Source organism: Seohaeicola sp. 4SK31, assembly GCF_028802875.1.
Taxonomy (GTDB): Bacteria; Pseudomonadota; Alphaproteobacteria; order Rhodobacterales; family Rhodobacteraceae; genus Seohaeicola.
The window spans coordinates 1-22,204 of record NZ_JARAMP010000024.1; the positions used below are offsets into that span (position 1 = coordinate 1).

Sequence of the window (22,204 nt, forward strand, 5' to 3'; positions counted from 1 at the left end):
CCGGGCCAATGCGCCATGGCACATGCCAACTATTTGGGGAGCGCACGCGCCATGGCGCTTAGTGCCCCGCCACTGGCCTACTTTTGCGCCGCCACGTGGCCGGTTTTGTCTCCGCCGTTGACACAGCACCATGTTCGCAGCGCTGAACAGCGTCCTGCGGGATGGAGAGGTGGACGCCAAGGTGATCAACCGCATGTCACAGCAGACAGGCGTTGACCCCGAGACGCTGCTTGAACAGGTGACGACCGTTCAGGCTGGCATGTATGACGCCGTGACAGCCAAGCTGGCCACGCTGGGGGTCCACGATGAAGACGTATTCTCAGACTTCGTCAACTCCTCCAGCGAGAACCAGCAGCGTGTGACCGAGGCCATCCGGTCCCTAATGACCAGCAACAGCACCAAGGGCTTCGAGGACTTGGCCGCAGACTATCGCGCCTCCCTCTACCGCCTCGACCCTGACGCCGTGCTGGACGCATTGGACGCTTCCGGCCTGACCTACTACCGCGCAGCCTCGGGGGTCTTGCTGGTTGACGTGCCTCGGCTTGGCCAAATGTCCTATGAGCAGGCTGTCAAAGGCGGCTTCCTCAAGGTCTCCCGCGCCTGACCCTTCCTCCCCCTGTTCAGTGGCAACCTAACGTCACCGGACAGGGGGGCATCAGGCGTCCTCGGAGGGCAGGCCCAGCGCCTTCTTCAAGGCCTTCGTGGTCACCACCAGCTTAGCCCTATCGCCCCCGTAAGCCGTGTTTCCCTCGCCCCCGAGGGTGTGCCCAAGGAGGAGGTTCTGGACCAGTTCGGGCACATCTGCGGTCACCAGCCAATCCTTCATATTGTGGCGCAAGGAATGGTTCGTGTGGCGGGGGTTCGTGGTGATCGTGCGGAGGTGCTTCATCAGGATTTGGGAGGCACCATCGCCCCCGCGCTTACCGCTGTATCGGGGAAACAAAGCCCTGCCCTCTCGGGGCAACTCAAGGGCCTCCTTGGCAGCGGCCAGAGCATCGCCCACAAGTGGCACAGAGCGGATGGACACTTGGGTCTTCAAGCGCCTGTCTTCGTTCCACTGGATGCGGAGGTGCGGCAGTTCTCCTGTCACGTCCACATCGTCAACAAGGAGGCCAGTCACCTCGGACATGCGGCATCCCGTGCCTTCCAGCATCCGCCATATCAACCCGATCTCGGGCAACCTGACAGCGCCACTGGACAGCCTCTCCCGCATGGCCTTGATCACGTCAGCAGGCAACGGGTCGCGCTTGTCGCTTTCGTTCTGCAATGCCTCTTTGCCAGTGGACCCCACGGACAGCTTCTCGAATGGGTTGGCTACCGACCCGGCAAGATCGAACTCCCGCAGCGCCAAGGAGACAACAGCTGTAACGAGGTTCAACTCCCTCTCGACCGTGGCGGGGGACAATTTGCCGCCGCCCTTCTTCTCGGACTGCAACATAAGATCACGAACCTTGCGGGCATGTTCCCGTTTGAGACCCGACAACGGCAGCTTGGTCAGATCGCCCAGCGCCTCCTCGACCCGCTTGAAAACCCTGTCCAACCGCTTCCGCCCGTCTTCATCATCCCCCAGCCGCTCCCTCAGGTAGATGTTCCGGGCATCCTGCAAGGTGTGTGCGGGGGCTGGCCTCTCTGGGTCCATGAGGGCCGCGATGGTCAATGCCTTGCCCTTCACTCCCCGCAGGCTTTCAGCGACCACCTCACGTCTGTCATAGTCGTCTTCATCATTCTCAAGACCGACGACAGCAGCAGTCATGGCATCTGCTTCCACCTTGGCAGCGAACCACGCCTCACGGGGGGATTGGGTCTCGACAGCGGACAGGCTGGCCTCGCCCTCTCTTTCCATCTTAGCGAACGCCGCCTGTGCTTTCGGGTATTCCGCAACCAGCGCCGCTTCCGTTTTGGCCTTGAAGTAGTAACGGAACCAGCCCCGCCCTACCACGTCAACGAGTCGCTTAGGGACGCGACGACGATACCGCCAGCCACCCGAGTCTGTCTTATCAACGTGTTCTAGCTTCACCGTCATGACCATCCTTGTGCCCTTTCTGTGCCCCGAAATGTGTCCTTCGGGAAGAGCCAACGGCCTTGTATCGTTGAAAAAAAGGATGATCAGCGAGTGATCTGGTGCCCCCACACGGACTCGAACCGCGGACCCACTGATTACAAATCAGTTGCTCTACCAGCTGAGCTATAGGGGCACTGGAGAGTGCGTTTAAGCAATCACGGCGCGGGTGGCAAGAGGATTTCCACCTCAGCGATTGGCGCGCGCCAGCAGTCCCACGGCGGCCAGACCTACAAGGATCACCAGAATCGCGGCGGGGGCGGCGTTGCCCAGATTCTCGAGGCTGGCCTGATCATGCACCCGCGTGGCCAGTGTGTTGTAGTTGAACGGGCGCAGCAACAGCGTCGCGGGCAACTCCTTGACGCAATCGACAAAGACCAGCAGCAGGGCCGAGGCGACAGAGCCCCGGATCAGCGGATAGTAGATCTGGCCCAACACCTGTCCCTGACTGCGCCCCAGCGACCGTGCGGCCATCGGCAGGCTGGGTGAGACACGGCCCATCGCGGCATCGGCCGCCCCTTGGGCGATGGCGAAAAAGCGCACGGTATAAGCCAGCACAAGCGCCGTGGCCGATCCGGTCAGCATCAGCCCGATGTCCACGCCCGTCACCGCCTGAACCATATCCGCGATGCGGTGATCCAGCGCCGCCAGCGGGATCAGCAAACCCACGCCCAGCACAGCCCCCGGTGCTGCATAACCGATGGTGGTCAACGGCAGCAGAAGACGCGGCAGACGGCGGCCGGACAGGCGCACGCCATAGACCATGAACACCCCTGCCAGCACTGTCAGAAGCGCCGCAGCCCCGCCCACAGTCAGCGTATTGAACAAGGCGCGTCCCAGTGCCGGATCGGCCCAACGGTCCGCATTATCCAGGGCATGGGACAAGATCACCCCCCCCGGCAACAGAAAGCCCAGCGCGAAGGGAATCAGACACAGCAGCGTCGCCACCCAAGCGACCGGCCCCCTCAACGCGGCCGGCTCGACCGGACGGTGGCGGGTCGACAGGTTGAAGAACCTGATCCGACGCCGACTGGATTTCTCCAGCCCCACCAGCAGGATCACCAACACCAGCACGACGCTCGCAATCTGCGCGGCACCTGCGGCATTGCCACTTTCCAGCCAGACGCTGAAGATACCCGTCGTCAGGGTCTGCACAGCGAAATAGTCGACGGCGCCAAAGTCGTTGACCGTTTCCATCATCACGATCGCCATCCCCGCCGCGATGGCAGGGCGTGCCAGAGGCAGACCGACACGGGCAAACCGGCCCCATGGCCCTGCACCAAGGGACCGCGCCACTTCTTCAGAGGCGCCCGATTGCTCGCGGAACGCGGCGCGGGCCAGCAGGTAGACATACGGATAAAGCGCGGCTGTCAGCACCACCACGGCAGAGCCGATCGACCTGATCTGCGGAAACCAATAGTCGCGCGACGAGCTCCACCCCATCATGCCCCGCAACCAGGTCTGCACCGGGCCGGCATATTCGAACATATCGACCAGCGCATAGGCCCCCACATAGGCCGGGATCGCCAAGGGCAACAGCAGCAGCCACTCCAGCCAGCGTGACAACGGAAAGCGGTAGCGCGTGATAAGCCAGGCCGCCCCCGTGCCGATGAACCCGGACAACAAGCCCACGCTCAGCATCAGGATCAGCGTGTTGCGCATATAGCGCGGCAATGTCGTCGAAATCAGATGCGGCCATATGTTCTCGCCAGGTGTCAGCGCGATCCAGACGACCGACAGGATCGGCAGAACCACGATAGCCGCAATCAGCAAGGCACCGAACGACCAAGGGCTGAGAAGCGATCCGCGTCGTCTGCGCCATCTCGGGCGCGGCCTGTCTGCTGCGGTGATGTCACTCATGCGGATCAGGCGTCTCCCGGTTGTGTCGCTGCCGCAGGTTCATTGCCTGAATACGGTTCAACTGTCCAGAAAAGAGCTTATAGTCGTCCCGGTACAGTACCAGCAAGACAAGAGCAGTTTACCAGATGCATATCGTTCTTCACGCCGGCGTCCATGCCACCGACGAGGACCGGCTTATCAAGTGTATTCTCAAGAACACCGAGGCATTCTCGGCGCTTGGCATCGCAGTGCCCGGACCCTCGCGCTATCGCCGACTGCTCCGGGACACGCTGAACGCAATGGCTGATGGCGAACCTGCCCTGGATGCGCGTGCCGTACTGCTGGACGCGATCCTCGAAGGTGACATGCCCGACAGGATGATCCTGTCCAATGACAGTTTCTTCGGCACACCGAAAATGGCCATCGGCAAGGGCGTGTTCTATCCGGGGGCCGAGCTTAAACTGGCACGACTGCGCAAGCTGTTTCCGAACGACAGTATCGAGTTGTGTATGGGTCTGAGAAACCCCGCGACCTTCGTGCCGGCCGTCTTTGCGCTTGCGCCCGATACAGATCTGCCGGGCTTTCTCAACGGGGCCGATCCGCTTCACCTGCGCTGGTCCGAACTGGTGACGCGGATCAGAAGCACGGTCCCCGATATCGAGATGACCGTCTGGTGCAATGAAGATACGCCGCTGATCTGGGCCTTCCTCGTGCGCGAGATGGCGGGCCTTGCCCCGAATACCAAGATCATCGGTGGTTTCGATCTTATTTCGGAAATCATGTCCGCAAAGGGGATGCAGCGTTTTCGGGCCTATCTGAAAAGCCACCCTTCGATGACAGAAATCCAGAAACGCCGCGTGATCGCTGCCTTTCTGGACAAATACGCCCTGGATGACGCGATCGAGGAAGAAGTGGACCTGCCCGGCTGGTCGCAGGACCTGATGCGGCAGATGACCGAGACCTATGAAGAGGATATCTTCAGGATCAACCGCATTTCAGGCGTGGATCTGGTGTCGCCCTGATCCGATCAATCCGCAGGCCCGGCAAGACCGGAACCGGACGGACAACGCGTCAGATCATGCCTAGCGCGGCCTTGTACATCTCAAGCACGGCTTCCTCTTCGGCAATGTCGTCCTTGTCGCGCTTGCGCAACGAGATGACCTTGCGCAGGACCTTGGTATCGTAGCCGCGTCCCTTGGCTTCGGCCATCACCTCTTTCTGCGCGTCGACGATGTCTTTCTTCTCGGCCTCCAGACGCTCGTACCGTTCGATGAAGGCGCGCAGTTCTTCTGCGGCAACGCTGTAGGTGGCGTCGGAAATGGTGTCGCTCATCGTCTCTCAAGCCTCCGTTGGGTTGCCCTTCCCTACCGCCGCCCCCCGCGCCCTGCAAGACCGATGATGCGAAAAGCCGTCGCGTTGCGGCGCGCGCGGCAATGCGCTAAGGCAGGGGCGCGCAACAGGAGCAGACGATATGCAAGGATTGATCTGGAGTGGTGCAGCCGTGTCGGTCGCGGGTCTGGCAGGGCTGATCTGGTGTATCTTCAAGGTGGCGGCCGCCAAGCGGGCGAACCTGCCGGATGAAGAGATGCGCGCCACGATCAAGCGGGTGGTGCCGATCAATCTGGGGGCCCTTTTCATGTCCGTCATCGGCCTGATGATGGTCATCATGGGCGTGTTTCTGACCTGAGAATTTCGAGGCCCGCCGCCGCGTGTCCCACGGTGGGACACTTTGTGGATCATGCCTTTTCAAAGACTTGCCAGACGCAGTTAAGAATTTCTTAACGATCCTGAACCTTTTTCAAGGAATTGAGGTCCTCGAATCCCTGTCCCTCGCGCACCAGTGCCGCGACTTGCGGATCGGGCGTGTAGAGAGCAGGGTTTTCAGGCGTGAACCGCTTGAGCGCTTGCAGGATGTCGAAAAGCCCCACCAGATCGGCAGCTTTCATTGGCCCCCCATGCCAGCGTGGAAATCCGTGGCCCTGGATCATCACTGCGTCTATATCCGATGGCCTGAGCGCGATACCCGCCCGCAGCGCGCGCGCGCCCGCATTGGCCATCGCTGCCACGGCCCGCAGGATGATCGACTCGGGAGAAAGGGGCCCTTGGGGCGGGGCCTGGGCATCCGTGGGAAGGTCCAGAATCGCTGCGACCGCAAGATCGGATTGCGCCTGCCCTTCCTGCCACAGGTAATACCCGCGTCCGGAGCCTTGTCCGGTGCGCCCCGCCATGATCAGCCTGTCCAGATCGCCCAGATGCTGCTGACCGACATCAAGTCGCGCCGTCGCAATGCGGCCTTGTGTCATGCAGGCTTCAAGTCCCACAAGGTCCATCTGCCGGAAAACGCCATGCGGGAAACCATATCCCTGCAAGGCTTTGTCGATGGCCACAGGGCTGACACCCAGACGCAGCATTCCGGCCGCGGCCTCGCGCAGGGCGGCGAGGATCACTTCGCCCATGCCGCCCCCGCCTGTTCCCGTGCGCACCGGAATCCGGCGCAACTGATCACGCAACAGGACCACAGTCCGCGCGATGGCCGCGTCGGAGGTGGATGGACCGGGGATCACCTCGGCCAGCAGGGTCAGATGAGCCGGGTGGGCCAGCCGCACCCCCAGCACTGATCCGGGTCGCGCCGTGGCCGCCGCGATTTGTGCGATCTCGTGCTGCGCGGTCGTCGTCACCAGAACGGACCCCTCCGACGCCAGCCGGTCAAGGGCCGCCATCACCTGCTGTTTGGTGGGCAATGTATCGGCCACGGCCTCGATCAACAGATCGGCGCGGGCAAGATCCGCCAACTGGGTCGTGCCGTGCCACAGCGTCATCTGTGCTGCTGCTGCGTCGGCCGTCATCTGGCCTGCGCGGACCAGACCGGCCTGCGCCCCGGCAATCCGTTCCGCAAGCGCCTTCACGGCCTCGTCGCTGCGCTCGAACTGCACCACGGGCAAACCTGCCGCCAGACAGGTCACCGCAATGTTGGCCGCGGCAACGCCACCGCCAACCACGGCCACAGAGGTGACCGCCGGTGCCTTGGCGCGCGCCAACTCGGGCATATGACCCGCGCGACGTTCGGCGACTGTCGCATGGCGCAACGCTTTCGACACATCCGAGGCCAGCAAATCCTCGAAGGCGACGGCCTCGAAATCCAGTCCGGCGTCGAACGGCAAAAGGCAGGCGGCCTCGACGCAATCCACGATCTTCGCACCTGCAATATTGGGGCTGCGCGCCACCTGATCACGCCGCGCCGCTATGGCGGTCGCATTCGCGGCGAAATCGGCCAGACCATCGCGCATGTCGCAGGTCCGTCGCAGCGCGCCGCCTGCCGCCAGATCAGCCGCAAGACCCTGCGCCACTGCAATGGCCGCCGCCTCGGCATCGTCATCCTCGGGCACCAGCCGGTCCACCAGCGGGCGCAGGAGTCGTGCCCGCAGCAAGCGATGATGTTGCGACAGCAGCATATCAAGCGCGCCCTGCGCGCCCAGAAAACGCGGGAGACGCTGGGTGGCGCCAGCCTGCGGACACAGACCCAGCATCACATCGGGAAAGCCGATACTCGCCTCGCCGGTCGCGACGCGGGCATGGGCGGCCAGTGCCAGTTCGGCCCCCGCCCCCTGCGTCATGCCATGCAGAAGAACGACGACCGGGGTCGCGCTATCCTCGATCCTGCGGCAAATATCCGCCATGAGCGGCGCAGCGAAGCCCCGATCCGCTTCACGCAGATCAAGTCCCATGGACAGGCCGCGCGTTTGCGGCGCAGCGGTTCCTGCCATTCCGGTCACGACAATCGCGGTCACTTCGGGGTCAGAGATGGCCTTGGACAGCGCCTCATCCAGATCCCGGCGCATTTCGTGCGTCAGTGTGTTCAGCGGCGGCTGCGCCAGCCTGATGATCGCCACCCCGTCCCGCTGATCCTGCCGGATTGTCCCGACCACGCCACCGCCCCCCTTGCCATCCATCCCGCACCGCCAGCCGCTCTCGGCGACAGAAGCTTGACTGACTGTGCAAAATCAAAGCGGTATCTGGCAAGCCCCGTTACACGGGCAGATTGTCGAACTGCGCCTCGGTGGCGGCATCGGTCAGGAGCGCATCCAGCGCGCGCAGGCGTTCCGGCACCTGGTATCCCTCGTGCCCAAGCCGGACACACAGGCGATGCAGATCGCCCTGCAGCTCGACACGCGCTTCGGGCGGGGTCGCCCGGATCTCGGCCTCTAGGGCCTTCATCATGAGGATCAGATCGCGTGGCAGTTGGTCAGTCATCGTTTCCTCCTGCCCGGCGCAGCACCGGGCCAGTTGTTCGGTCACGCTGCCCTGTTCAATGCGCCGCAGCGCAGGACTTGCAGAAGGGCGTGGCCGGCAGCACATCCAGTCGCTCTTCCGAAATGCGCGCCCCGCAGGTCACGCAGATCCCGTATTCACCCGCCTTGATGCGGCCCAGTGCCGCCATGATGCGCCGGATCTCGTCCAGCCCGGACTGGCCCAGACGCTCCAGCACCTGATCGCCTTCCGTCTCGATGGCCATGTCGTCCCAATCCTTGGTGTGGGGCTGTTCAAGCTCGGCCTCGATGCTGTGCAGGCGGCTGTCCAGTTCGGACAGGCGTTTCAAAAGCGTTGCGCGGCGGGTTTCAGTGGTTTTCATTATGGCGTCTCCCTAGATTGTGTTGATCCTGTCAGATCAGGGTCTGTCTGACCTTGATACAGGTCAAACCCTCTCCTGCCGTGCGGGGTTCCGTCGCGGGAGATGTGGTTGACCCTTGATACACATGCGGATGATCATATATGTTGGCCAAACGGAGGATAGACCATGACACCTGACGTCACCGCCTTTTTCGACGAGGCCACGAACACCGTTTCCTATGTGGTGAAAGACCCCGAAGGCAGCGCCTGCGCGATCATCGATTCCGTTCTGGATTTCGACTATGCCTCGGGCCGCACCGATACCAAATCGGCGGATGCGATCATCGCGCATGTCCGTGCCGCGGGGCTGGACGTGCAATGGCTGCTGGAAACCCATGTGCATGCCGACCACCTGTCCGCCGCCCCCTACATTCAGGAACGCGTCGGCGGCAAGATCGGGATCGGCGACCGGATCAAGATCGTGCAGGACACCTTCGGCAAGGTCTTCAACGAAGGGACCGAGTTCCAGCGCGATGGCAGCCAGTTCGACCGGTTGTTCGAAGAGGGCGACAGTTTCATGATCGGGCAGTTGCGCGGCGATGTCCTGCATACGCCGGGGCATACACCTGCCTGCCTGACCTATGTGATCGGCGATGCGGCCTTCGTGGGCGATACGCTGTTCATGCCCGATTTCGGCACCGCGCGCTGCGATTTTCCGGGCGGGTCGTCCGAGGTCCTGTTCAACTCGATCCAGAAGATCCTTGCCCTGCCCGACGCGACACGAATTTTCGTGTGCCATGACTACAAGGCGCCCGGTCGCGATGACTATGCCTGGGAGACCACGGTGGCCGCACAGAAAGCCGGCAACATCCATGTGGGCGCAGGCAAGAACCGCGAAGATTTCGTCAAGATGCGCGATGCCCGCGATGCGCAGCTGGCCATGCCCAAGCTGATCATCCCGTCCTTGCAGGTGAACATGCGCGCGGGTCAGATGCCGCCCGCCGATGAAAAGGGCGATGTGTTTCTGAAAGTGCCAGTCAACAAACTTTGACCTTCTCATCCGGGCGCGGCGCAAGATCGCGAGCGGAGCGTTTCCACGCAAACCAACAGGACAAGACACTATGGAACAGGACTGGATCTGGGGTCTGGTGGGCGGGTTGCTCATCGGGACCGGCAGTGCGGTGTATCTGCTGGCCAATGGCCGTATCATGGGGGCCAGTGGCATCATCGGCGGGCTGGTGGACGGCACGGGACGCAGCACGGCGGTCGAGCGCGTGGTGTTTCTGGCGGGTGTGATCCTGCTGCCGATCCTGCTCTATCCGCTTTATGGACATGTCGACACCCATGTCTCGACCAATCCGCTGGTGATCGTCGCGGCCGGATTGCTGGTTGGTGCGGGCACGCGTCTGGCGAATGGCTGCACCTCGGGTCACGGCGTTTGCGGCATCTCGCGGTTCAGCCTGCGGGGGATCGTCGCGACCGTCTTCTACATTCTGGCGGGCGGTCTGACGGTCGTGTTCTTCCGTCATCTTCTGGGGGTCATCTGATGCGGCTGCTTTTTGCATTCATCGCAGGCGGATTGTTCGGCGCGGGGTTGTTCGTGTCAGGCATGACCGACACATCCAAGGTGCAGGGCTGGCTTGACGTTTTTGGCGACTGGGACCCGACACTGGCCTTCGTGATGGGGGGGGCGATCATCCCGATGGCCATCGCGTGGCGCTTGGTGCCGGGGCGCAAACCCTTGGTGGGCGGCGACTTTCCAGAACCGCAGGAACCGCGCGTCAGCCGGAACCTTGTGCTTGGATCGACCATGTTCGGCGCAGGCTGGGGACTGGCGGGGCTTTGCCCCGGCCCGGCCATCGCATCCCTGTCCTATGGCGGGGTCTGGCACTGGGTCTTTGCCGCCGCCATGCTGGCGGGCATGGCACTGACGCCCATGCTGCGCGTCAGGCTGGACAGGATGGTTCCAGCGGAATAAGCAGAGCCATGGATATTCGTCAGATCACGCCCCGCTACGCCGTCTCGCCGCAGATCGACCCCGAGGATATCGTGGCGATCAAGGCGGCAGGCTTTACCACCGTCATCTGCAACCGCCCGGATGAGGAAGTCCCCCCGTCGCACCGCGCCGATCAGGTCGCCGAGGTTGCACGCGCGGCCGGTCTGACCTTTCACGTCCTGCCCCTGACCCATCAGACAATGACGCCCGAGAATGTCGCGCGTCAGCGCAGTCTTATCGAGGGTTCGGAGGGGCCGGTGCTGGCCTATTGCGCTTCGGGCACGCGCTGCTCGGTGGTGTGGTCGCTGGGTCAGGCCGGTCATCTGCCGGTGGATCAGATCATGCAGGCCACGGCCAATGCAGGCTATGATCTGGCAGGTCTGCGCCCGCAACTGACCGCGCTGGAATCGCAAGGCGGGGTCTGACGCCGCGCGCCTGTCGGCGCTTGGCGCGGGTCACGCCGCATCCGGCCCGATATCCAGCCCAAAGCGCGACAGATCGTCAAGATCATCCGTGATCCGCATCTCGCCCAGCGCAGCAAATGACCCGGCACTGACTTCGTCCGGCGCCGGACCATCGGTGCCGTGCCCGAAAACAGTCAAGGGATCGTCCTGCGTTGCGGGTTGAACTTTAGGGCGCAGCCGTTCGGGCATGATGGCCGCCCCCCCGGCCCGCCCATCGGCAGGCGCGCTGTCCGCTGCGGATTGTGTTTCGGTGGACTGCGGCGCCTGCATCCCCCCCGGCATGTTCAGGCAAATGGCCCGCAACCCGTCTATCTTGCCAAGCCGCCCTGTCGCCACCCGCCGCCGACCGACACCTTCCAGCGCAATCTCGCGCAGCGCCTCGGCCGGAAGTGGCAAGACATCGCCCACAACGAGCTTCCCGATTTCTGACAGTGGCAAAGAGACCCGGCACAGCACCGCGTCCAGTCGCACGGGTGCATCCATGACCCGCGTTTGCAGTTGCCTGCCGGACACCTCGCGATCTGCGGCGCGGCGATGCTGTTCCGGATCCTCCCGCCACGGCAGGACAAGGATCACTTCGCCCTGACGCGCGCCACCTGCGATGTCCAGATCCACCCGGAAGACATGATAGTCCGGCGCGTCCAGCGTCAGACCCAGACTGCGCCGATCATCAATCATCGCGCCAAAGCGAAAGCCACAGGCCCAGTAGCGGTCTGCATGATCGGACAGATCCTGCGTCATGCGTTGCAGGATACCGTCCACCAGCGGTGCCGCCAGCGCGGCATCCGTGCGGGTCAAGGGCCTGTCGCGTGGCGGCCGTGGAAGCACCTGCCCCACGGTCTGCATTTCGATCAACGCCGAAAGCGTGGCCGAATCCAGTGTCATGACGCCCACCGCCCCGTCCGGCCCGTCCAGCAACAGCAGCAGCAACCCATCCGGAATCAGCGCCAAAAGCCCCGGATGATCAACCCGAGAGCGCGCCACAGCCTGCACCGAGAGGACCAGCGAAAAGACGTCATTCGCGGTCTTTTCCGTCGCAAGACGCAAGGCGCGCGCAGGCGACATGGCCCGCGCCTCCTGCTCGTCGCGCGCCATGCGCGCCTTGCGGCGCAAAACTGCGTTTGATGCTGTTCCGACCATGTTCTCCGCCACCGCTTCTGCGGGTTCCGTGGTCCTTTTCTACCTGCGGGAAGGTTACGATTGTCTGAACTCCGGCGGGCAAGTTGCGCCTTATCGCGCGGCCATGCGTTGAGCAGCAGGCAGGCTGACGCGGAATGCGGCACCGCCCTGTCCGGGCAGGTAGCCCAGCGTGCCGCCCAACCGGCCCATGATCTCGCGGCAGATGGCCAGACCCAGCCCGGCCCCGCCTGCCTGCCGATCGGCCACGCGATAGAATTTTTCGAACACCATGCCCTGCGCCTGCGGTGGGATGCCCGATCCGTTGTCAATGAAATCCACGATCACGCGTCCACCCCGACGGCTGACGTCAATCGTCAGTTCCGGCCGGTCGGCATCGCAGTATTTCTGTGCATTGGCGATCAGGTTGATGAAGACCTGCGCCAGCCGGTCGTGATCTGTGGTCAGCATGATCTCGGCCGCCGGGCCTGACCGCCGCACCCGCATCGCGTGCATGTCGGTTCCGGACGCCGCGATGGCGTGGCTGATCACATCCGACAACAGACCGTCGCGAATGTTCAGATTGACCTGACCATTCTCCAGCACGCTCAGATCCAGCAGATCGTCGAGAAGCCGCGTCAGGCGGATCGCCTCGGCATGGATGATCGACGCGTAGCGGGTCAGGTCCTTGGGTTCCAACCCCTCGGCATCGCGCAAGATCTCGGAAAACGCCCGGATCGAGGTCATCGGCGTGCGCAACTCGTGGCTGATCTGGCTGAGGAAGGCGTCCTTCTGCACCGAAAGCTGGGTCAGCTTGTCATTGGCGGCGCGCAATTGGCGTGCCGTGCGGGTCAGCTCATTGGACTTCGCCTCCAACTGGCTGGAATATTCCATCATCTGCGCGGTTTCGTCCGCCACGGCCAGCAGATCCTCGACCGATACGGTGGCCGCGCCCATGATCTGCGCCACCATTGCATGCGCCGTGGCGCCACCGACGGCCCCTGACAGCTCCCGCTCCAGCCGGGCCAGAAAATCGGGAGTGGGTTCGGGCAGATAGCCCGCCAGACCTTGCCGCGCGGCCTCGGCCTGAAAGAAGCTTTGCACCTGTTCGGGTCCCAGAATCCGCTGCGCCATGATCATCAGATCCTCGGACTGGGCAATTCCACCCGACCAGCTTTGCGGATTATCGGAATGGTCGAAGATGTTGACGAATTGCGCACCTTGCAGCCGCTCCAGCGGAGAGGGAAAGCTGACGAGGGAAACCAGCACGAAAACCGTCACATTCAGCAAAAGCGACCACATGCCCGCATGCAGCAACGGGTCGATCCCCTCGATCCCGAACAGGGCATGCGGCCGCAGCCAGGACAGCCCCCAGGGGCCCTGTTCCATCACCGCCTGTGACAGCACACCGCCGCCGAAGCCCGGCAAGAGCAGGCACCATGTCCAGATGGCGAACCCGACGACCAGCCCGGCAAAGGCCCCGTTGCGGGTGGCGCCGCGCCAGAAGATCCCGCCCATCATCGCCGGAAGAAGCTGTGCCAGCCCGGCAAAGGACACCAACCCGATGGCTGCCAGCGCGGCACCACCGCCCGAGACCTTGTAATAGAGATAGCCCAGCGCCAGCACGACGCCGATGGAGAGCCGCCGCGCGAGGATCACCACATGGCGCACATCGGACGGGCCGCTGGCCCCGCCCTGGGTCAGACGCAGGAAGATCGGCATAACTATATGGTTCGACACCATCGTGGACAGCGCGATGGCCGCCACGATCACCATCGACGTGGCCGAGGAGAAGCCGCCCAGAAACGACAGCATCGCCAGACCCTCCTGCCCTTGGGTCAGGGGAACGGTCAGCACGAACTGGTCCGGGTTCGATCCTGCGGGCATCACCTCCAGCCCGATCACGGCGATGGGCACGACAAACAGGCTCATCAGCATCAGGTAGGTCGGAAAGGCCCAGGCGGCGGTGCGCAGGTGGCGCTCGTCCTCGTTCTCGACGACCAGAACCTGAAACATGCGTGGCAGAGTCAGGAAGGCGGCGGCCGACAGGAAGGTCAGCCCGACCCAACGCCCGCCATCCATCTGCCACTGTCCGATCTCGGAGGCGTCGATCCGCTCCATCATCGGGCCGACCCCACCCGCCAGCCCCCAGACCACGAAGACACCGACGGCAATCAACGCGAACAGCTTGACCACGGCCTCGACCGCGATGGCCATGACGACGCCGTGATGACGTTCGTTGGCGTCAAGGTTGCGCGTTCCGAACAGAATGGTGAACAGCGCCAGCCCCACCGCGACCCACAGCGCCGTATCATAACCCGCAATCAGCGATACACCATCGGGATCACTGATAGCAAAGCTTGAGAAAGACAGTGTAACTGATTGCAACTGAAGCGAAATATAGGGCGTGATTCCGATCACCGCCAGCACGGTCACGCAGACCGCAAGCAGCCCGGACTTGCCATAGCGCGACGAAATCAGATCCGCGACCGAGGTGATGCGTTGCGTGCGCCCGATCCGCACCATCTTGCGCAGGGCCCACCACCAGCCGACCATCACCAGCGTGGGACCAAGGTAGATCGTGACGAATTCCAGCCCCGACCGCGCGGCATAGCCGACCGCCCCGTAAAAGGTCCAGGCTGTGCAATAGATCGACAGTGACAGCGTATAGATCCAGGGCGAGCGCAGCCAGTTGCCCCGCCCCTTCAGCGCCGCCCGTTCCGCCATGAAAGCCACGCCGAACAGCAGCGCCACATAGGCAAGGCACACCGCGATGAGGATATTGAGCGTTGCCATGCCCGTCCCCTAGACGTCCTTGCCGCCCTGCGTTTCCGCCTTGCCGTCCAGCATCAGGGACAGGAACAGCGCGGCCAGCGCGAGCAGGACCCAGACCCCGAAGATATAGAGGATCGCGTTTGACGTTGCGACCGCCTCCACGTCTGCGGGCGCGGACGGCCCGCCCCCCTGTGGCCAGAGCAGCGGCACCAGCCAGAGCAGCACGCCCAGAAGGGGCAAAAGCCGCGCCGCGTCCATCAGCCGCCGCTGGCGATAGCTGCGCCTTTCCAGAAACAGCGGGCTGCCGCGCTCTTTCATTCCGCCACCAGCGCGTTCAGAGCCTCGATCACATCGGCGTTCGAGAACGGCTTGGTCATGAAACGGCTGGCACCTGCCTTTTCGGCCAGTTCACGGTCCCGCGCCTGCCCCCGGGCTGTCAGCATCAGGATCGGCAGGTCTTGCGTCTCGGGCTGGGCGCGCAGATCGGTCAGGATGTCATAGCCGCTGCGCCCCGGCAGCATCACGTCCAGGATCACCAGATCCGGGGCGCGGGCCCGCACCACCGCGACCGCGTCGTGGCCATTGGAATGGGTATCAACCTGCCAGCCATCGCGGGACAGGATGAAGCTGATGGCCTCGATGATGTTGGGCTCATCCTCGATGATCAGAACATGTTTCGCCATGCCACTTTCCCCTCCCCTGGAATGTAGCGGATCGGTCCTGACGGGTCGGGATTTCGCGCAGCCCCGACACCACGGGCCTTGGCCGACTATCGTCGGTGCAGGGCGACGTGTCAAAACCCATCTGTCAGGATCGACGGCTCGCGACGGCCCGCGCAGTCGCGGGCCGGACAGATGCGGCAACTGACGCCCACCTCACGTGGCAGATCGGGACCCGAGGTCATCTCCTGCCCTGCGGAATCGCGCGACAGAGGCAGGATCATCATATGCGCCTCGAACAGGGGATCGGCGTTGTAGTCCGGCTGCCCCACCGGCTGGGCTATGGCGAAGGCCCTGAACATGCGCCCGTGCCGTCCGCTTTGACGCAATGTCTGGCGAATCGGCGTCATCGGACGGCTGAGCGCCGCGAAAAGCGGCCAGCGCGGACAGGCGGCCCCAAAGCGCGGCAAGGCAAATCCTTCAAGCGGACGGCGCAGCAACAAGGTGCCCGACGCATCGCAACTGACCAGACCGACCGGAGTCCGGTTTGCCCCATCCAGTTCTTCGGCCGGTGGCAGGCTGGCCAGACGCCGCATCACCGTGGCGGGATCGACGCCCAGCCGCACCGACAGATGCAAAGGATCCAATCCTTCCTCGGTCGTCTGCGCCTCGTCACGCACCTGCTGCAACCGCACGAGCGGCAGCCGCTCTGCATCCGCGCGGTAACGCTCCAGATAGAGCCGGGCCTGTGCGCGGGCCGAGGCCGATTGCAGCGCCTCATCCTCGTCGATGATCGCGGCCATCATCCGGTCCGGCAGCGCGCCCTCCCCTTCGAGCTCGGCGAAATGATGCCCGCGCCGGGTCAGGAACCGCTCCATCTCGTCCTGCGGCGAACTCAGGGCCGCATCAGCCTTGCCCGCCCCGTCCAGATAGGCGACCAATGCCTGCGCCGATCGCGCCAGACGGCCTGCATCCTCGTTGATATTGCGATGGAAACGGTCCCGCCACTCGGGCTCGATCTCGCGCGGATCGACAAGGATGGCCGCAGTCGACCGGATCGCGGTCACGCTGGACAATACCTCGTGCATCGAGGCGGCAAGATAGGGGTCATGGGTCAAGCGGTCGGCCAGTTGCTCGACCGTGCGCTCGAGCGCCAGAACGCGGCGGTGCCGCTCGGCCAGAACGCCGGCCCAGCCGGGAAAGCGCGCCGCCAGATCCTCGATCCCCTCGGTCTCGGGCTTTGCGTGGGGCACGGCACTTGCCGCCTCGCGCAGGGTGGCGATCAACGCGGCCTCGGCCCCTTCGGTCAGGGCGGAAGGTTCGACACCAAGGGAGGCGGACAGGTCCAGCAGCAGCTTGCCCCCGATCCTGCGGCGATTGTGTTCGATCAGGTTCAGATAGGAGGCTGAAATACCTGCCTGCTTGGCCAGATCCGCCTGCCGCAGACCCAACGCAATGCGCCGCTCGCGGATACGTCCTCCGGTCAACTGCCGTTGCGGCATCCTGCGTCACCCCTGCTGTCGGTATGGGTTCTGGATCCTGTCAGCTTGATGAAACAAGCCATAGGAATCGCATCATATTTACACGATTTTCAACATGCGTGAAGCAGGAGTTACAGATAGGTGACGCCGCCCTCACCCGCCAACATCTCGCGCAGGGCGGTCTTGAGGACCTTGCCGTAATTGTTCTTCGGCAGTTCAGCCAGCACGGCATAGGCCTTGGGCCGTTTGAACCGGGCAATCCGGTCAAGGCAATGCGCATCCAGTGACGCGGCCTCAAGGGCCGCACCGCCACGCGGCACGACAAAGGCCACCACCACCTCGCCCCATTCGGGATCGCGCCGCCCCACGACCGAGACTTCATGCACATCCGCGTGGGTCAACAGCGCCTCTTCCACCTCGCGCGGGTAGATGTTGGTCCCGCCCGAGATGATCATGTCCTTGCTGCGGTCGTGCAGCGTCAGATAGCCGAGCGCATCCAGCGCGCCCATGTCGCCCGTGCGCAGCCAGCCATTCTGGATCGTCTTGGCCGTGGCCGCAGGGTTCTGCCAATAGCCGGGCATCACGGTCGTCCCTTTCACCATGATCTCCCCCACTTCTCCCGGTGGCAGGGGGTGGCCGTCATCGTCACCGACCCGGACCTCGACCACAGCCTGCGCGCGACCGACCGAACCCAGACGCGCGCGCCAGTCGGGATGGCTGCGGTCGGTCACATCGGCGCGCGACAGGGCGGTGATGCTCATGGGGCATTCACCCTGCCCGTAGATCTGCACGAAAACCGGCCCGAAAACCGCCACGGCCTCGACGATATCGGCCACATACATCGGCCCACCACCATAGACGATGGTGCGCAGCCCCTGCCCGGTCAGGCCATGCGCCTGTGCATGGGCCGTCATCCGCTTGATCATCGTGGGGGCGGCAAACATGTGCACCCGGCCATGATGCGCGGCCAGATCAAGGATCTCTCCCTCGTCAAACCCCGCCGAGATAGGGCAGACATGCCGCGCGCCCATCAGCACATGCACCAGCGCATAAAGCCCGGCCCCGTGACTCAGGGGGGCTGCATAAAGCGCGGCATCGTCGGAGGTGACCACATCCACATCCGCCAGATAGGACAGGCACATGGCCGACAGCATCCCATGCGTGATCATCACCCCCTTGGGCCGTCCCGTTGTGCCCGATGTATAGAACAGCCAGGCCAGATCAGCCGCCTCGCGCGGAGAGATCCCGGCGATCGCCTTGTGCGAGGTCACCTGCGAAAGCCCGGCATGATCCGCGCGGATCACGCGCGCGCCCCCCCCCTCCTGCGGCAAGGCTTGCTCCAGATCCTCTGCCAATCCGGCCGAAGCAAAAGCCAGCGACGCGCCCGCATCGCCCATGATCCACGCCGCCTCGCGCCCATGAAGCTTGGCATTGACCGGCACCGCGACGGCCCCGGCCATCCAGATTCCATAGAGAAGCACCAGAAACGAGGGAGTGTTCTTCATGAACAGTGCCACCCGGTCACCGGGCCGAACACCCTGCGCGGCAAGCCATCCCGCCACGGCGGCGGCCTGCGCATGGAACTGCGCATAATCCGCCACCACATCGCGCCCCAGATACAAGGCCGGACGCGCGCCGTTGATCTGCGCCTGCCGGTGCAACCAGTTGGAAATATTCATACGGCCCTCCCCTGACAGCCGCAGAAAAGCACCACGGCGCGTTCCGTGCAATCGGGCAGATCACGCACAGACGGCATCGGCGGGTTCGACCTCGGCCGCAGGGCTTGCGAATTGGCCGCTTTTCCCTGACGGCACGATGACCTATAAGCGGGGCAGAATGGCGCAGGGTTGGCCGCTGGCCACCCCGGACAGCCCTGTCGGAACCGGTCGAGGATAGTATGACAAAAAAGAACCATGACAGCGACGTTGCCTTCATTCAGGCCCTTGCCGAACTGCTGCGCGAGAATGACCTGACCGAGCTTGAGGTCATGCGCGAATATGGCGAGGATGACAGCCTGAACGTGCGCGTCAGCCGCGCCGCCCCCAACGTGACCTATGCCGCTCCGGCCCCGGTCCAATATGCGGCAGCCCCGGCACCTGCCGCAGCGCCGACCTCCGCTGCGGCCCCGGCCACGCAAGACCCCGCCTCGCTGCCCGGTGCCGTGACCTCGCCCATGGTCGGAACGGTGTATATGCAGGCCGAACCCGGTTCCCCCGCCTTCGTGACCGTCGGCGCACAGGTGAACGAGGGCGATACCCTGCTGATCATCGAGGCGATGAAGACCATGAACCATATCCCGGCGCCGAAATCCGGCACCGTCAAGCGCATCCTCGTCGAGGACGGCGCCGCCGTGGAATATGGCGCACCCTTGATGATCATCGAATAAGGCGCAGGCAATGTTCGATAAAATCCTGATTGCCAACCGCGGCGAGATCGCCCTGCGCGTGATCCGTGCCGCGCGGGAAATGGGCATCAAATCCGTGGCCGTCCATTCCACCGCAGATGCCGATGCGATGCATGTCCGCATGGCCGACGAGGCCGTCTGCATCGGGCCGCCGCCCTCCACCGACAGCTATCTGTCGATCCCCGCGATCATTTCCGCCTGCGAGATCACGGGCGCGCAGGCGATCCATCCGGGTTACGGTTTTCTGTCCGAGAACGCGAATTTCGTGCAGATCGTGGAAGATCACGGCATAACCTTCATCGGTCCCACCGCCGAACATATCCGCATGATGGGCGACAAGATCACCGCGAAGGACACGATGAAGGCGCTGGGTGTGCCCTGTGTGCCCGGCTCGGATGGTGGCGTGCCAACGCTGGATGATGCCAAGCGCATCGGTGCCGAGATTGGCTATCCGGTGATCGTCAAGGCGACCGCAGGTGGCGGCGGGCGCGGCATGAAAGTGGCCTTGACCGCTGCAGAGATGGAAAGCGCCTTCATGACGGCGCGGTCCGAATCCAAGGCCGCATTCGGCAATGACGAAGTCTATATCGAGAAATACCTGACCACGCCGCGCCATATCGAGATTCAGGTGTTCGGCGATGGCAAAGGTCGCGCCGTGCATCTGGGCGAGCGTGACTGCTCGCTCCAGCGGCGCCACCAGAAGGTGTTCGAAGAAGCCCCCGGCCCTGTCATCACCCCCGAAGAACGCGCCCGCATCGGCAAGGTCTGCGCGGATGCGGTGGCCAAGATCAACTATATCGGCGCGGGCACCATCGAATTCCTTTACGAGAAGGGCGAGTTCTATTTCATCGAGATGAACACACGCCTTCAGGTGGAACATCCCGTGACCGAAGCCATCTTCGGTGTGGATCTTGTCCGCGAGCAGATCCGCGTGGCCGAGGGCTTGCCCATGTCCTTCACGCAAGAGGACCTGACGATCAACGGCCATGCCATCGAGGTGCGGATCAATGCCGAGAAGCTGCCGAATTTCGCGCCCTGCCCGGGCCGGATCACGCAGTATCATGCACCGGGAGGCCTTGGCGTGCGGATCGATTCCGCGCTCTATGACGGCTACCGCATCCCGCCCTATTACGACAGCCTGATCGGCAAGCTGATCGTGCATGGACGTGACCGCCCCGAGGCACTGGCCCGGCTGGCGCGCGCTTTGGGCGAGCTGATCGTGGACGGCGTGGATACGACCATCCCTCTCTTCCACGCGCTGTTGCAGGAAGAGGATGTGCAGACCGGCAATTACAACATCCACTGGCTGGAACATTGGCTGAAGACACACCTTCCGGCCTGAGGGTGGAACCTCGCATCGAACACCGGGCCCGTGCATGACGGACCCGGTCATCACGCCCGAGCTGCTGCTCAACGCCTATGCGGCGGGCATCTTCCCGATGGCCGAGTCGCGGGACGACCCGGATGTGTTCTGGGTCGATCCACGCCGTCGCGGCATCTTTCCCCTGAACGGTTTCCACCTGTCGCGCAGTCTGGCCCGCCGGATGCGCCGCTGGCCCCACACTGTCCGCGTGAACAGCGCCTTCGCGGCCGTTGTGGATGGATGCGCCGACCGGGACGAGACATGGATCAACGCCGAGATCCGGAGCCTCTATCTGGATCTGCACCGCATGGGCCATGCCCATTCACTTGAAGTGTGGGAGGGCGAAGCGCTGGTCGGCGGTGTCTATGGTGTGACGCTGGGGGCGGCCTTCTTCGGGGAAAGCATGTTCTCGCGCCGCACCGATGCGTCCAAGATCGCGCTTGTCTATCTGGTGGATCGTCTGCGCTGCGGGGGGTTCCGGTTGTTCGACGCGCAATTCCTGACGCCGCATCTGGCATCCCTTGGCGCGGTCGAGGTGACGCGGGCCGAATATCACCGGCAACTGGAAGCGGCCTTGTCAGGCCGGGGCGATTTCAATGCGCCTGCCCTGCCTGCCACGCCTCAAGACGTGGTGCAGCGGATCACCCAGACATCATAGCGCGGATGGTCCAGCGCGTTCAGCGCCGGGGCCGAGGCGATCATCCAGCCGCGAAACAGCGGCTCTTGCGATCCCTCGTGGCGCAGCGTGAGAAAGGCAAAGGCATCTCCGGCCGGGTTGCCGACCGGGTAACGACATTCGCCGAGTTCGACCTGCATCCGCCATGCAACACCGCCCGTGCCATTGGGCAGGTCGAGGTCCATCACCTCGCCGTTGATCTTGTCCAGGACGCGCAGCACCGCCCCGGACCCGGTAGCCGTCTGCGTATTCTGCGCTTGCAGCGGCAGCGCCATCAACAGCCCAAGCGCAAGCGTTGCGAGGCGCAGGCTCATTCCGCCCCGCTTTCGCCCGAGACGAATTTCATCAGCAGCGACACAAGACTGACCGCGCCCTGCGTATCGATGATCTCATCACCGGGGTTCAGGTTGAAGGGCGAACCGCCGGGCACCAGTTCCACGAAATTGCCCCCCAGCAGACCTTCCGAGGCGATCACGATGGCGCTGTCATCCGGCAGGGCGATCCCGTCCAGCACGGTGATCGTCGTATCGGCACGGAACGTCTCGGGGTTCAAGCTGACCCCGGTGACGGTGCCTACCTTGACACCGGCCAGCCGCACATCGGTGCCCACGCTGACGCCCTCCAGCGACCGGAACGAGGCCGTCAGCGGATAGCCGGTCGTCGGCGCGGACAGGCCCGTGACCTGACCCGCATAGATCAGAAATCCTGCCGCCACGGCCAGCACAGCAGCCCCAACCGCCACTTCGGTCTTGGTCTCGGACATC

The 22,204-nt window shown here is 63.7% G+C and carries 24 protein-coding genes and 1 tRNA gene; 10 read left to right on the forward strand and 15 right to left on the reverse strand.

Annotated elements, in window-relative coordinates; translation table 11 throughout:
• The first annotated feature begins 130 nt into the window (after positions 1–130).
• Complete coding sequence (locus PVW27_RS17365; protein ID WP_274559952.1) at positions 131–604, forward strand: hypothetical protein; 474 nt, start codon at positions 131–133, stop codon at positions 602–604.
• A gap of 51 nt (positions 605–655) precedes the next feature.
• On the opposite strand, the gene PVW27_RS17370 is transcribed toward PVW27_RS17365, so the two are convergent.
• The 3 genes from PVW27_RS17370 to PVW27_RS17380 form a co-directional block, all read right to left on the reverse strand.
• Positions 656–2,029 (reverse strand): tyrosine-type recombinase/integrase, encoded by a 1,374-nt coding sequence (locus PVW27_RS17370; protein WP_274559953.1) that lies wholly within the window; start codon positions 2,027–2,029, stop codon positions 656–658.
• Between the two features lie 90 nt (positions 2,030–2,119).
• Positions 2,120–2,195 (reverse strand) — tRNA-Thr (locus PVW27_RS17375).
• Between the two features lie 53 nt (positions 2,196–2,248).
• A complete protein-coding gene (locus PVW27_RS17380) occupies positions 2,249–3,919 on the reverse strand; it encodes an ABC transporter permease (RefSeq protein ID WP_274559954.1) in 1,671 nt (556 codons plus the stop codon).
• A 125-nt stretch (positions 3,920–4,044) separates the two neighbouring features.
• On the opposite strand from PVW27_RS17380, the gene PVW27_RS17385 reads away from it, so the two are divergent.
• Positions 4,045–4,920 (forward strand): hypothetical protein, encoded by an 876-nt coding sequence (locus PVW27_RS17385; protein WP_274559955.1) that lies wholly within the window; start codon positions 4,045–4,047, stop codon positions 4,918–4,920.
• 49 nt (positions 4,921–4,969) lie between these two features.
• On the opposite strand, the gene PVW27_RS17390 is transcribed toward PVW27_RS17385, so the two are convergent.
• Positions 4,970–5,230 carry a DUF2312 domain-containing protein gene (locus tag PVW27_RS17390; RefSeq protein WP_274559956.1) on the reverse strand — a complete coding sequence of 87 codons (261 nt, stop codon included), beginning with the start codon at positions 5,228–5,230 and terminating at the stop codon, positions 4,970–4,972.
• Between the two features lie 139 nt (positions 5,231–5,369).
• Between PVW27_RS17390 and PVW27_RS17395 the strand changes: the two genes are divergently transcribed.
• A complete protein-coding gene (locus tag PVW27_RS17395) occupies positions 5,370–5,585 on the forward strand; it encodes a hypothetical protein (protein ID WP_274559957.1) in 216 nt (71 codons plus the stop codon).
• Positions 5,586–5,676: 91 nt separating this feature from the next.
• On the opposite strand, the gene PVW27_RS17400 is transcribed toward PVW27_RS17395, so the two are convergent.
• From PVW27_RS17400 to PVW27_RS17410, 3 genes are all read right to left on the reverse strand, one after another.
• A complete protein-coding gene (locus PVW27_RS17400; protein ID WP_274559958.1) occupies positions 5,677–7,824 on the reverse strand; it encodes a 3-hydroxyacyl-CoA dehydrogenase NAD-binding domain-containing protein in 2,148 nt (715 codons plus the stop codon).
• A gap of 100 nt (positions 7,825–7,924) precedes the next feature.
• Entirely contained in the window at positions 7,925–8,149 is a 225-nt protein-coding gene (locus PVW27_RS17405) for a hypothetical protein (protein WP_274559959.1), read from the reverse strand.
• Positions 8,150–8,204: 55 nt separating this feature from the next.
• Positions 8,205–8,528, reverse strand: coding sequence for a TraR/DksA family transcriptional regulator (locus PVW27_RS17410; RefSeq protein WP_274559960.1), 324 nt, complete (start codon positions 8,526–8,528; stop codon positions 8,205–8,207).
• A 165-nt stretch (positions 8,529–8,693) separates the two neighbouring features.
• Between PVW27_RS17410 and PVW27_RS17415 the strand changes: the two genes are divergently transcribed.
• From PVW27_RS17415 to PVW27_RS17430, 4 genes are all read left to right on the forward strand, one after another.
• A complete protein-coding gene (locus tag PVW27_RS17415) occupies positions 8,694–9,557 on the forward strand; it encodes an MBL fold metallo-hydrolase (protein ID WP_274559961.1) in 864 nt (287 codons plus the stop codon).
• A 70-nt stretch (positions 9,558–9,627) separates the two neighbouring features.
• Positions 9,628–10,053, forward strand: coding sequence for a YeeE/YedE family protein (locus PVW27_RS17420; RefSeq protein WP_274559962.1), 426 nt, complete (start codon positions 9,628–9,630; stop codon positions 10,051–10,053).
• On the forward strand, positions 10,053–10,484 hold the full coding sequence (locus tag PVW27_RS17425; RefSeq protein ID WP_274559963.1) for a DUF6691 family protein: 432 nt from the start codon (positions 10,053–10,055) through the stop codon (positions 10,482–10,484). The genes PVW27_RS17420 and PVW27_RS17425 overlap by 1 nt, the downstream gene beginning before the upstream one ends.
• A gap of 8 nt (positions 10,485–10,492) precedes the next feature.
• The gene (locus PVW27_RS17430) at positions 10,493–10,927 is read left to right on the forward strand and encodes a TIGR01244 family sulfur transferase (protein WP_274559964.1); all 435 of its coding nucleotides are present in this window, start codon (positions 10,493–10,495) and stop codon (positions 10,925–10,927) included.
• Positions 10,928–10,957: 30 nt separating this feature from the next.
• Here PVW27_RS17430 and PVW27_RS17435 read toward each other — a convergent pair whose 3' ends face one another.
• From PVW27_RS17435 to PVW27_RS17460, 6 genes are all read right to left on the reverse strand, one after another.
• The gene (locus PVW27_RS17435) at positions 10,958–12,061 is read right to left on the reverse strand and encodes a FliM/FliN family flagellar motor switch protein (protein ID WP_274559965.1); all 1,104 of its coding nucleotides are present in this window, start codon (positions 12,059–12,061) and stop codon (positions 10,958–10,960) included.
• 135 nt (positions 12,062–12,196) lie between these two features.
• The gene (locus PVW27_RS17440) at positions 12,197–14,878 is read right to left on the reverse strand and encodes a sensor histidine kinase (RefSeq protein WP_274559966.1); all 2,682 of its coding nucleotides are present in this window, start codon (positions 14,876–14,878) and stop codon (positions 12,197–12,199) included.
• A gap of 9 nt (positions 14,879–14,887) precedes the next feature.
• Complete coding sequence (locus PVW27_RS17445) at positions 14,888–15,175, reverse strand: hypothetical protein (protein WP_274559967.1); 288 nt, start codon at positions 15,173–15,175, stop codon at positions 14,888–14,890.
• Positions 15,172–15,540, reverse strand: coding sequence for a response regulator transcription factor (locus PVW27_RS17450; RefSeq protein WP_274559968.1), 369 nt, complete (start codon positions 15,538–15,540; stop codon positions 15,172–15,174). Before PVW27_RS17450 ends, PVW27_RS17445 begins: the two co-directional genes overlap by 4 nt.
• 110 nt (positions 15,541–15,650) lie before the next feature.
• Positions 15,651–17,018 carry a short-chain fatty acyl-CoA regulator family protein gene (locus tag PVW27_RS17455; RefSeq protein WP_274559969.1) on the reverse strand — a complete coding sequence of 456 codons (1,368 nt, stop codon included), beginning with the start codon at positions 17,016–17,018 and terminating at the stop codon, positions 15,651–15,653.
• A gap of 110 nt (positions 17,019–17,128) precedes the next feature.
• A complete protein-coding gene (locus PVW27_RS17460) occupies positions 17,129–18,676 on the reverse strand; it encodes an AMP-binding protein (protein ID WP_274559970.1) in 1,548 nt (515 codons plus the stop codon).
• 218 nt (positions 18,677–18,894) lie between these two features.
• Between PVW27_RS17460 and accB the strand changes: the two genes are divergently transcribed.
• Genes accB through aat form a run of 3 tightly spaced genes read left to right on the forward strand, consistent with a single transcriptional unit; the run spans position 18,895 to position 21,422 of the window.
• A complete protein-coding gene (accB, locus tag PVW27_RS17465; protein ID WP_274559971.1) occupies positions 18,895–19,383 on the forward strand; it encodes an acetyl-CoA carboxylase biotin carboxyl carrier protein in 489 nt (162 codons plus the stop codon).
• 10 nt (positions 19,384–19,393) lie between these two features.
• Complete coding sequence (accC, locus tag PVW27_RS17470) at positions 19,394–20,743, forward strand: acetyl-CoA carboxylase biotin carboxylase subunit (protein WP_274559972.1); 1,350 nt, start codon at positions 19,394–19,396, stop codon at positions 20,741–20,743.
• A gap of 34 nt (positions 20,744–20,777) precedes the next feature.
• Positions 20,778–21,422 carry a leucyl/phenylalanyl-tRNA--protein transferase gene (aat, locus tag PVW27_RS17475; protein ID WP_274559973.1) on the forward strand — a complete coding sequence of 215 codons (645 nt, stop codon included), beginning with the start codon at positions 20,778–20,780 and terminating at the stop codon, positions 21,420–21,422.
• On the opposite strand, the gene PVW27_RS17480 is transcribed toward aat, so the two are convergent.
• Both PVW27_RS17480 and mlaD read right to left on the reverse strand, forming a co-directional pair.
• Positions 21,386–21,754 carry a DUF2155 domain-containing protein gene (locus PVW27_RS17480; protein WP_274559974.1) on the reverse strand — a complete coding sequence of 123 codons (369 nt, stop codon included), beginning with the start codon at positions 21,752–21,754 and terminating at the stop codon, positions 21,386–21,388. The two genes, aat and PVW27_RS17480, sit on opposite strands and share 37 nt — an antisense overlap.
• Entirely contained in the window at positions 21,751–22,203 is a 453-nt protein-coding gene (mlaD, locus tag PVW27_RS17485; protein ID WP_274559975.1) for an outer membrane lipid asymmetry maintenance protein MlaD, read from the reverse strand. The genes PVW27_RS17480 and mlaD overlap by 4 nt, the downstream gene beginning before the upstream one ends.
• Between the last annotated feature and the right edge of the window lies 1 nt (position 22,204).